This window comes from Kitasatospora sp. NPDC024654 (assembly GCF_055559155.1).
The window spans coordinates 1-6704 of sequence record NZ_JBVHLF010000168.1 but is presented as its reverse complement, the minus strand read 5'-3'; the positions used below and the strand labels follow the sequence as shown (position 1 = coordinate 6704).

Here is a 6704-nt window from a genome sequence, read left to right as displayed (position 1 = left end):
CCCGAGAAGGCCCGGGCCTGGCGACCTCGTGATCGGCAGCTGGCCACACCGGACGGCCACCTTGCCTTGCCAGCACTATGAGCAACCTTGTCCAAAAAGCGGCGCGTCTGCCCCGCCGGATCGAAGCCGGGTCAGCTGGGCGAGAGCTTCGCCAAGCTGATTGTGGGCCGGTCCGGCGAGGGTCCGGTGCAGGGCCTCAGCACGGGAGCGGACCAGCCCGTCTCGGTACGCCGCTGGCAGTTGCTGCCAGACTCCGATGGCCATGTCGGCGGCTGCGGCCGGGTCGCCGTCGATGCTCAGACAGGTCGCGGCGTCCATGGTTAGCAGGGCCCGGGTCATGACGGATGGGGACCTGGTGAGGGCGAGGGCTGCTTGCTGTTCGGCGTTCGCCTCGCGGGTGCGTCCCATCAGCGTGAACGCCTGCGACAGGTGGACGTGGTGCTTCTGCAGCGGGTAGCCGAACCAGGTGTCGGCCGCCTGCACGGTGTTGAGGTGTTCGGCGATGTTGCGCGCGTCGGCGACCGCGCGAAGGGCCCCTCGGTGGTCACCGATGGAGGCCAGGGCTCGCGCGGTGACGGCGGCGGCCAGGGCTGCGGCGGCCGTGGGGGTTCGGCCTGCCTCGCGGCGGGCGCTGATGGCCAGGTTCGCGGCGGTGTTCGGGGCGCCGTAGTTCAGCGGGACCATCGCGTGCCGGGCCAGGACCCAGGCGAGCATGTGCCCGTCGCCGGATTCGCGGGCGGCCTTCTCAGCGGTGGCGAACCAGCCGTGGGAGTCGCGCTGGTCGCCTCGGTCGTGCTGGATGATCGCGACCAGTCCGGTGATCCCGGCGGCAGTGCGGGCCAGGTCGGTACGGGTGCTGGCGGGGTGCGGGCGGCTGAGGACGTCTTGCAGGAGTCCGAGGTCCTGGCGCATCTGAGCCAGCACGACCCCCGGCGCCCGACCGTGGTAGCCGCCGCGGTGGCGCTCGAACGCCCCGTCGAGGTAGGCGAGATCGCCGGGGTCGGAGCCGGACAGTCCGGCGTCGATCCCCTCGCGCGCCTCCGCGATACCGGGCAGCGCGGCGACCCCCGTCGCGAGTGCCGCCGCGCCGAGAAACTGTCGTCGATTCACCGCCGTACCCTCCTCTCCCTCGTCTTCGACCGGCTGCCGGTGGAGTTTGCGCCAGCGCCGCGAGGCGGCCACCGCGCGGGCGACCTCCTCCACCGAGAGCCCATACCCATCGGCCAGTAACTGGTGCCACCTCGGGGTCGGCAGACGCCGCTCGGTCTCCCAGCGCTTCAGGTTCTCCGGGTCGAACCACGTGCCGCCTTGAGTGTCCTGTAAGTGCAGGGCCTGCTCGTCGCGGGTGAGTTCGGCCGTCTCCCGGATCCGCCTCAGCACGGTGCCGATGCCGTTTGGTGCCATCATGCCCGTCCCCCAAGCCTTTGACTGACTGGTGCCCGATCCTGGCCCCCCAAAGCGGCCCCCCGCGCGAGAAATGCACCCCCTGCTGGCACCACCGGTGGTACTACGGGCGGTAGTTGACTGTGTACCAGCCAAGCAGAAATCGGGCGAGATCAGTTCCTTCCCTCCACATGGCACCTCCAAGCCCCCAGCTCCGGCCTGACGCCCCGAAGGGTTCCTTCGGCATGCGCGTGTGCAGCACCAGCTTCTTCCTGGTCCGCGACCCCGCCTCCGTCCCCACCAGCCGCCAGCGGCTCGGCCGGCTGATCAAACAGTGGGAGGTCCACACGGACAACGACAGCCACCTGGCCCTGGATACCGTGATCTCGGAACTCGTCACCAACGCGGTGCGGCACACCACCGGAGCGATGCTCACCGTCGGGGTGCACGCCGACCTCGACCTGCGGCGCCTGATCATCGAGGTCTACGACGGCTCGCAGGCCCTGCCCTGCCACCAGGTCTCGGGCCCGGACGCGGAGGCCGGCCGGGGCATGTTCCTGGTCGAGCGCCTGGCCCTGGCCCACGGGGTCGAGCACACCGCGCGGGGCAAGAAGGTCTGGGCCGAGGTGGCCCTGCCCGAGCAGCCGCTCACCCGCCGCCAGCTCCTCGTCCACCCCCGCCGGGCGGCCCGCGCGGTGGTCCGCCGCCTGTCGGGCCCGCGCCGCCCGCCGATACACCCGCCCGCCCTGGCCGCCTCCGGCGCCCGCTGACGCGCGCCTGCGGCCACGATCGAGAGGACGACATGACCACCACCCTGCACCACGCCGCGATCACGGACACCGCCCGGCTTCACGGCCGGGCCGCCGTCCGCAGCTTCCTGGAGGGCCCGTCGCTGACGGCGGCCGACCTGTCGATGGTCCTGCTGGTCCGCGAGGACAGCGAGGACGCCGACCGGCCGGGGGCGGATCGCGCATCACACCCGGGCCGTCGGCCGGCGCCCGGGCCGTCTGGAGAGCAAGGACTCGTGGTGGTGCCTGATGGCAGCCCGGTCGGTGTGGGAGTGCCACCGCGATTACAAGCTCTACGGTGCCCACCGCGCCCTGGGGGACGCCCGAGCGGCATGGGGCGTCCTGCAGTCGATCGCCCAGAGCAAGGGTCTCGTCACCATCACCCCTTCCGGCCCGACCGATGGGCGGTGACCGGTCCAAGACGACGCTCGCTGCGGTGCAGCAGGTCGGCCGTAGGGTGTTCGGGCCCTGAGAAGCAGCGGCGGTGCCTCCCTGTGTGTTCTGGGAGACACCGCCGTCTTCGCGTCAGCAGCCGCACCCGCAGGTCACGCACCAGTAGCGGTCCTCGCAGCGTTCGCGCTCCAGGTGACCGCAGGGCTGGAACCGGTCGGTTCCACCGGGCTCCGAGCAGTAGCACTCGCAGCAACTGCCGCACGCCTCGTGCGTCGCGTCCTTGCGTCGCCCGTCGGGACGGCGATCAAGCGCTGGTGACGCGGGGACGCCCGTCCCGGCGTCGAGGCGGTCGTCCGGCACGTCGCCGCTCAGGACCCTGCCGCCCGCCGCCGCGGCTGATCGCCCGAGTGGGCGAGTGTACGGTGAAGACATGGCCCAGGCCAGCTCGAGCCCGCCCGGCGAGACCGGGATGGGCGAGGGTGTTCGCCGGTGCTTGCACTGCGGGAAGCCGCTGCCAGCGAGTGCCCGCGTTGATGCGCGCTTCGACCGGCCGGCCTGCAAGGCGGCCCACCGGCGGGCCCGGCTCCACCAGGCCGAGGCGCTCGAGATCGGCTTCGCCATCCTGGACGGCCGCAGGGCGGAGGTCTCCAAGCGCTGTCCGTTGTGCGGGAAGCGCTTCGTGCCGGGGCACGGCCACCGCCGGGACAAGGTGTTCGACCGCCCCCGGTGCAGGGTCGCCGCCTGGCGCTCACGCCAGCCGGTACGCCAAGCCGTTACACCCGCCCGAGCGGGTGCCGTCGACGGGACCGACGTCAGTGCGCTGACCAGCGGCGATGCGAAAGTGAAGTAGGACGGGTCCTCGAAGATGGGGTCGACACCACGGCGGTGGTCAGGGCCGGGATCCGTACGAAGCCGCACACACCGCACTCCCACGGCTGGCCGTCGCCGATTCGGTCGGCAGCTGTGGCGCGCGGCGATGCACTGGGGCAGCACCAGCGGCGCCGACTACCAGCTGCTGTAGACCACCGAGGGTGCGCCTCCGACCGCGTGTGTCAGGCCGAGGGGCTGACCGGCCTCGGCTTCGTCTGCATGACGACGGTGTGACCCCCCACTGACTCCCTCCGAAGCGGCTACATCACACTCCGCTCATGGCCGACGCACCCCAGCACAGACAGTCGCGCTCATCCGCGAAGCCATCCCGCCCTTGCGCCGCTCCACCGCCGGCGGCTGCGCAACGCGTCCGCCTACTTGCCGCCGTCTCGTCCATGCCCGCTGCCTCGTGGAATGGAGCCGCGCGTCCGGGCGCTGGCCCTTGCGGGCGCTGGCTTCTTCGCGGTGGACTTGCGCGCCTTGGACGCCTTCGGGTGCTCCTCCTGCGCCTGCTTCACCGCGGCTTCGAGGACCGCTATCAGGTCACTCGCCTGCTGCGCGGGCGGCAGTATCCGTGCCTGGGGTGCGTGCGGCGCGGGCAGGCCGGCCATGCGGGCCTCCACCACCTCCCGCAACGCCCGGGTGTACTCGTCCTGCTCCTGCTCCAGCTGGAAGTCCTCGCTGACGGTGTCCATCAGCTGGCGCGCCAGCCGCACCTCCTCCGGGCGCAGTTCGGGTGGGGGCGGGGCGAGCCCTTCGGGTGATCTGACTTCGTCGGGCCACAGGAGGGTGATCATGGTGAGGGTGTCGCCGTTTACGCCGATGGCGACCAGTGAGTCACGGCTGCGTAGGGCGGTGCGGGCGATGGCGACCTGGCCGGAGTCGAGCAGGGCCTGGCGCAGCAGGGCGTGGGGGCGGGAGGCGCGGTCGTCGGCGCCGAGGTAGTAGGCCTTGTCGTAGTGGCGGACGTCCACGTGCCCGGCGGGCAGGAAGCCCAGCACTCTGATCTCGTGGCTGTCGGGCGTCGGCAGGTCGGCGAGGTCGTGGTCGGTGAGGACCAGTGTGCTGCCGTCGGGCAGGTCGTAGCCGCGGGCGATGTCGCCGGCGGGGACCTCGCCGTGGGTCTCGCACACCCGCGGCTGGCGGATCCGGGCCCCGCAGTCGCCACCGTGGACCAGGTGCAGCGGCACCTGGTGCCGACTGGTCGCGGCTTCTCTGAACTTTGGCGCCGTTCCGTCCCAAGCCTCTGATCTGTAGCTCTCTGAAACCGAATTGGTGATGCCAGAGGATCACAGCGAGATGTTCCGGAGAGCGAGAACCGCTCCGCCTGCCGCCTCAGTAATGTGACGATCAGCCGCGGCGACCACGCGGCCGACACGCTGGCGGGCTTCCTCCGGGCGCTCCACGTGGAGGCGCCCGCCGAGGCGCCGATCTCTACGGACTTCGGTGCCCATCCCAGGAACTGCACGGAGGGCTTCGACCACTTCTTCCAGGCCGTTGTCCCCGACGACATCGCTGCCGACGTCCGGGCCGTCTGGGACGACGCCGTTGCGGCCCACGCGTGGGAGGGCCCGCCGGTGTGGGTGCACGGCGACCTCCATCCCGCGAACGTCGTCGTCTCGGACGGAACGCTCTCGGGCATCGTCGACTTCGGCGCCATGTTCGCCGGCGACCCGGCGTGGGACCTCGCCGCCGCATGGGTGCTGCTGCCCGCGGGCACGGCCTCACGGTTCTTCGACATGTATGCGCATGCAGACGAGGCGGCGATCCGGCGCGCCCGCGGGCTGGCTGCTATGAAGAGCCTGTTCCTGATGCTCATGGGGCAGAACGGAGATCGGGGTCTTCCTGGCGGCAAGCCGCACTGGGGACCTGCAGGCCGGGCGGCACTTGATCGTGTTCTGAAGGGCGTTTGATGCACGCTTCTTTGAATCGGTGCTCGATCTTGGTTGAGGACCATGCGGCAGCCCACCTTCGTGGGTTCATCAATCACGACGCGTAGTGGGGATGCCAAGGGCCACGGCCGTATGCTGCCCGTGGCCCCGATCGAGCTGGCGGAGCTTCTCCTCAGCGCCAGGAGCCAGGCTGACCTGGAGACCTTCGACCTCGCCGAGCCAGCCTTCCGTCTCGGCTTCGGCGATACGGGCGATGAGGTTGTCGCGGATGTTGACCAGCCGTTCCCGTTGGTCGGGGTCGGGTCGCAGGAGCGAGCATCTGACACAGGCTTCTCTGAACTTGTCGGGGCCCCTGGACCACCTCCGGAGCCTCGATAGAGTCGGGGTGATGACTGGGAACCGAGGCCGTTGGCCGAAGATCGATGAGGAACGCGGCGTCGAGGACGTGACGCTTCTGATCTTGGAGTGGCTAGGCGAGCAGGGTGTGAACGCCATGATCAGGATGGACGCCGAGAGACTGGCCGACAACGCGCCAGCGTGGACGTTCGCCGCCAGCGGCGGCCCGTTGGCGCATGGGATGCGAGCCGACGGGAGGACTGTTCAGCAGTGCATGTCCGTTGCTCTGGCCCGCCTGCGCGACTCCGGTCTGTCGGTTCCGTTCTGATCTTCGACCGCCTTTGCTGAACCTCGCCTTGGGAACTCAGTTGGGGCGATCTGATTGCTGGAGGGCTGGTCAAGGCAGGAGCGGTCGGGTTGCGGTCCAGGCCACGAGTCGTTCCCGCACCGGGCCGGATGCCAGGTAGCCGACCAGGCTTTCCAGATGTGCCGTCAGGTTCTTGTGCCGCCTCAACTCGCGGATCTGCCCGGTGGGAAGGTCGCGCCAGTCCTGGGCGAGAGCAGCGGCCTGCGGGGGCGTGAAGGACAGTGCGTCGAGCGTGTCGGACGCCAACGCCTCGGGACTCCAGTCGGGGTCCGTGTCGTCGGGGCCCAACCGGTCGATCACCCACATCCGGAGCATGAAATCCTGCTGAGCCACGCGCGCAGGGTGTCCCTCGGCGTGGTCGAGCATGCGTCGGTTCGCGAGCAGCGACAGCTTCGCCCACTGGCGACGGGCTTCCTGGGGATGGCTGGAGTTGTAGGCCTGTCCCTGCGCGGCGACGCGTGCCGTCTCAAGTTGCTGGCCGCGCGCGTCATGGATAGACGTCTGGAGCTGGTCGAGCGTCCACGTGCTCAGATCGTGGCCTGGTTCTTCTCGATGTGCGTCGCTACTCAAGGTCCCCGCTCCTAGTACTACAGGGATAGATCTCGATTGGCGGGTGCGGCAGGATGTTCTGCTGTGAGTGCGCGAGGGCAGGTCGACGATGAGGTGACGGCGGAG

The 6704-nt window shown here is 70.2% G+C and carries 6 protein-coding genes and 1 pseudogene; 4 read left to right on the top strand and 3 right to left on the bottom strand.

From position 1 onward, the window contains the following. Window positions 1–75: 75 nt before the first annotated feature. A complete protein-coding gene (locus ACZ38L_RS37805) occupies window positions 76–1407 on the bottom strand; it encodes a twin-arginine translocation signal domain-containing protein (protein WP_465702360.1) in 1332 nt (443 codons plus the stop codon). 221 nt (window positions 1408–1628) lie between these two features. Here ACZ38L_RS37805 and ACZ38L_RS37800 point away from each other — a divergent pair, with 221 nt between their 5' ends. Then, window positions 1629–2153, top strand: a complete 525-nt coding sequence (locus ACZ38L_RS37800) for an ATP-binding protein (RefSeq protein WP_465702358.1) — start codon at window positions 1629–1631, stop codon at window positions 2151–2153. Between the two features lie 841 nt (window positions 2154–2994). Next, window positions 2995–3414 carry a hypothetical protein gene (locus ACZ38L_RS37795; RefSeq protein ID WP_465702356.1) on the top strand — a complete coding sequence of 140 codons (420 nt, stop codon included), beginning with the start codon at window positions 2995–2997 and terminating at the stop codon, window positions 3412–3414. 394 nt (window positions 3415–3808) lie between these two features. On the opposite strand, the gene ku is transcribed toward ACZ38L_RS37795, so the two are convergent. Beyond that, window positions 3809–4714 (bottom strand): non-homologous end joining protein Ku, encoded by a 906-nt coding sequence (gene ku, locus ACZ38L_RS37790; protein ID WP_465702362.1) that lies wholly within the window; start codon window positions 4712–4714, stop codon window positions 3809–3811. Between the two features lie 54 nt (window positions 4715–4768). On the opposite strand from ku, the pseudogene ACZ38L_RS37785 reads away from it, so the two are divergent. Both ACZ38L_RS37785 and ACZ38L_RS37780 read left to right on the top strand, forming a co-directional pair. Then, a pseudogene (locus tag ACZ38L_RS37785) lies at window positions 4769–5347 on the top strand (phosphotransferase); the annotation flags it as partial. A 367-nt stretch (window positions 5348–5714) separates the two neighbouring features. Further along, complete coding sequence (locus tag ACZ38L_RS37780; protein ID WP_041135040.1) at window positions 5715–5990, top strand: hypothetical protein; 276 nt, start codon at window positions 5715–5717, stop codon at window positions 5988–5990. A 69-nt stretch (window positions 5991–6059) separates the two neighbouring features. On the opposite strand, the gene ACZ38L_RS37775 is transcribed toward ACZ38L_RS37780, so the two are convergent. Next, window positions 6060–6599 carry a hypothetical protein gene (locus ACZ38L_RS37775; RefSeq protein ID WP_465702354.1) on the bottom strand — a complete coding sequence of 180 codons (540 nt, stop codon included), beginning with the start codon at window positions 6597–6599 and terminating at the stop codon, window positions 6060–6062. Window positions 6600–6704: the final 105 nt, after the last annotated feature.